Raw genomic sequence first — 3,607 nt, forward strand, 5'->3', positions numbered from 1 at the left:
ACTAAATATCCTGGAATCATTACATTTAGTCATGACAAAGTTTAATCTCGTTTCTGAATATACCCCACAGGGGGACCAGGTTGAGGCCATTGAGCAACTGGTGCAGAACCTGGGTCAGGGTTTGGATCATCAGGTGTTACTTGGCGTGACCGGTTCGGGCAAGACTTTTACCATGGCCAATGTCATCGCCAGAAGCAACCGTCCGGCCCTGGTCATGGCCCCCAACAAGACCCTGGCGGCCCAGCTTTACAACGAGTTCCGGCTGCTTTTTCCGGAAAACGCAGTGGAGTATTTTGTCAGCTATTATGATTATTACCAGCCCGAGGCCTATCTGCCCCGCACAGACACCTATATCGAAAAAGATTCCTCTATAAACGACAACATTGACAAACTCAGGCACGCCGCCACTCATGCCCTGCTCACCCGCAGGGACGTGCTCATTGTGGCCTCGGTGTCCTGCATCTACGGCCTGGGTTCCCCGGAATACTACTCCAAGATGATCATCCCCCTGGAAGAAGGGCAGACCATGGACATGGATGATCTCATGGCCAGACTGGTGGAGGTGCAGTACGAGCGCAACGACTATGATTTTCACCGGGGTACTTTCCGGGTGCGCGGGGACGTGCTGGAAATTATCCCGGCCTACCGTATGGAACAGGCCCTGCGCATCGAGTTTTTCGGCGACACAGTGGAATCCCTGTTTGAAACCGATCCCCTTACCGGGGAGATCAAGTCCAGGCTCAAGAAAACGGTAATTTATCCGGGCAGCCATTACGTATCCGACCAGGACAACCTGCAGCGGGCCATGAACGACATCCGGGAGGAACTACGGCACAGGCTGAACTGGTTTCAGGAAGAGAATATGCTGGTGGAGGCTCAGAGACTGGAACAGAGGACTCAGCTGGACCTGGAGATGATCCAGGAGATGGGCTACTGCAACGGCATTGAAAACTATTCCAGGCACCTGGACGGACGCAGACAGGGCCAGCCCCCGGCCTGTCTTCTGGATTATTTTCCAGATGACTACCTTTTGTTCATTGACGAGTCCCATATCACCATTCCCCAGGTCGGAGGCATGTACAACGGAGACCTGTCCAGGAAAAAGACCCTGGTGGATTACGGATTCAGGCTGCCTTCGGCCCTGGACAACAGGCCCCTGAGTTTTGATGAATTTCAGGAGCGGATGGGGCAGAGCATATATGTTTCCGCCACTCCCGGCCCCTGGGAGATGGACAGATCCCAGGGAGTGCTGGCGGAGCAGATCATCAGGCCCACCGGCCTGGTGGATCCTGAACTCGAGGTGCGTCCCACCAGAGGGCAGATGGATGACCTGCTGGATGAATGCCTGCAGCGACAGGAAAACGACCAGAGGGTGCTGGTAACCACCCTGACCAAGCGCATGGCCGAGGACCTCACGGATTACCTGCAGGAACGCGGGATCAAAACCAGGTACCTGCATTCGGATATAGACACCCTGGAGCGGGTGGCCATTATCCAGGCCTTGCGGGCCGGCGAGTTTTATGTTCTGGTGGGTATAAACCTGCTGCGGGAAGGTCTGGACATCCCGGAGGTCTCCCTGGTGGCGATTCTGGATGCGGACAAGGAGGGCTTCCTGCGTTCCACCAGATCCCTTATCCAGACCTTCGGCCGGGCCGCGCGCAACGTGGATGCCAGGGTGATAATGTATGCGGACAGGGTCACGGATTCCATGCAGCGGGCCATGGACGAGACCGAACGCAGGCGCAGCAAGCAGAAGGAGTTCAACCTGGAACACGGTATAGTTCCGGCCAGCATTGTCAAGGCCGGACCCAACACTCTGTACGAGATGCATAACCAGCCCGAGCCGGAACAGCTGGGGCTGGCCGCCGAGGAGATCGCCAGGTATGGTGCTGATCCGCAGAAACTGGAAAAGGAAATAAAGAACCTGGAGCGAAAAATGCGCAAGCTGGCCCAGGACCTGGAGTTCGAGGAAGCGGCCAGGGTCAGGGACCGTATCCAGGACCTAAAAAACGCTTTGATGGTTTAGACTTATGTCACATGAAAAACCGCGTGTCGGCCTGCTGGGAGGCAGCTTCAACCCTGTTCATATTGGTCATCTGCGGCTGTGTCTGGAGATGCTGGAACAGGCCGGCCTGGACCGGGTGGAACTGGTCCCGACATACATCCCGCCACACAAGGCTCCTGAGGGGATTCTGCCTTTCGAAATGCGGGTGAGCATGCTGCAGTCCTGCACATGGGAGACCAGCGGTCTGGAAGTAAACCTGATTGAGCGGGAAAGGCCTGGACCTTCATATACCTTGGACACCCTCAAGACTTATATGCATGCCAACCCCGGCCATGAGATTAATTTCATCCTGGGAGACACGGATCTGTTCACCCTGCCCAAGTGGCATCATGGCCGGGATATAGCATGCCTGAGCAACCTGCTGGTAATCGGGAGGGAGGGCGGTCAATCCCGAGTCGATGCCTTTATTAAAGAATTTCTGGGAGCAAGCATTCAGGAAGGCAACAGCTGGCTACTGGAAAACGGCAGGCGGATAAGCTTTTACTGCATTCCCAGACTGGACATAAGTTCATCCATGATCCGGGACAGGTGGCTGGCCCGGAAAAGTATAGACTGGCTGGTGCCTGCCACGGTCAAGGATATTCTGGCAGGTTCATCCGGGAAAGTGCGGAGCGTATGGGAGCAGGGCTATCAGTCTGGGTCAAGAGGCTGCAAACCGGCATACTGCCGGTAGACTACACGCCTCAGGAGCCGTTATAGCCTATGCTGACGTTATCTCCCTGGACAATAACCGGAACTTTGCGCTTGCCTCCCGAGAATTTCAGCATGTTCTGCAGTTCCTGCGGTTTTTCCACAACATCCACATAATCGTGATCCTTGAACGCCTCACGGGCCTTTTTGGTATAGGGTCAGGTACTTTTTCCGTAAATAACGGGTCTCATGGGGTCTTCCTTTTGTATGGTCCCGGACGGGACAAGGTCCTGTCCGGGAGTTGATTCAGCTTTTGTCCTGTTCCCGGCTGTCTGCCTCTCCAGCCACTATGGCCGGCCCGGAAGAGGCCGGGGGTCTTCTGGAAGGGTCCTGTTCCTGCATGGGATTTTCAGAAAATGATTCCATTGCCGGCTCAGTACTGGATATGCTCAATTCTCCTGCCTGGGATGTCGCTTCCATCTCTTCGCTCCAGCTGATTTCCAGCTCGAGTTTTTCCTTATTTCCTTTGACCTCAGCCTTGAGTTCCAGCTTAAGGTTTTCAGCCGGGGCAAGGCTTAAAGTCTGGTCTGCATGCTGTACGTTGATACGTCCCTCCTTGAGGGCGTGCATCAAACTTTCCAGATGTTCAAGTATCTGGTCTTTTTCCAGGACCGCCTTGAACTTGAGTTCATTCTTGCTCATTTTTCACCTCCGTTTGTATTTGATGTCAATGTTTAAAAAGCTTTAGGGGCTTAGCACAAATTTCAAACAAACATGTTGGTCGTAAAAATCGGTTCCTGGTTCCTGGTTCTTCGTTCCTGGTCACCTCTTGTTCCCAGGCTGGAGCCTGGGAACAAGAAAAAGAAAGAAAAAAAATCCCTGCTTGCATATTAATGGGGACAGGCACCCCGG

General features: G+C 54.1%; 4 protein-coding genes. 2 read left to right on the forward strand and 2 right to left on the reverse strand.

Annotated elements, in window-relative coordinates; translation table 11 throughout:
• Positions 1-31 precede the first annotated feature (31 nt).
• Entirely contained in the window at positions 32-2,026 is a 1,995-nt protein-coding gene (gene uvrB, locus QZP87_RS12755; RefSeq protein WP_291323308.1) for an excinuclease ABC subunit UvrB, read from the forward strand.
• Positions 2,027-2,030: 4 nt separating this feature from the next.
• Positions 2,031-2,738: a nicotinate (nicotinamide) nucleotide adenylyltransferase gene (gene nadD, locus QZP87_RS12760; RefSeq protein ID WP_291323305.1), complete on the forward strand. Its 708-nt coding sequence runs from the start codon at positions 2,031-2,033 to the stop codon at positions 2,736-2,738.
• 10 nt (positions 2,739-2,748) lie between these two features.
• Here the strand turns inward: nadD and QZP87_RS12765 are convergent, their stop codons facing one another.
• Together QZP87_RS12765 and QZP87_RS12770 are read right to left on the reverse strand one after the other, a co-directional pair.
• On the reverse strand, positions 2,749-2,946 hold the full coding sequence (locus QZP87_RS12765) for a UXX-star (seleno)protein family 1 (protein ID WP_291323306.1): 198 nt from the start codon (positions 2,944-2,946) through the stop codon (positions 2,749-2,751).
• Positions 2,947-3,001: 55 nt separating this feature from the next.
• Entirely contained in the window at positions 3,002-3,397 is a 396-nt protein-coding gene (locus QZP87_RS12770; protein ID WP_291323307.1) for an amphi-Trp domain-containing protein, read from the reverse strand.
• Positions 3,398-3,607: the final 210 nt, after the last annotated feature.

The sequence above is a fragment of the Desulfonatronospira sp. genome (assembly GCA_003563255.1).
GTDB lineage: Bacteria > Desulfobacterota > Desulfovibrionia > Desulfovibrionales > Desulfonatronovibrionaceae > Desulfonatronospira.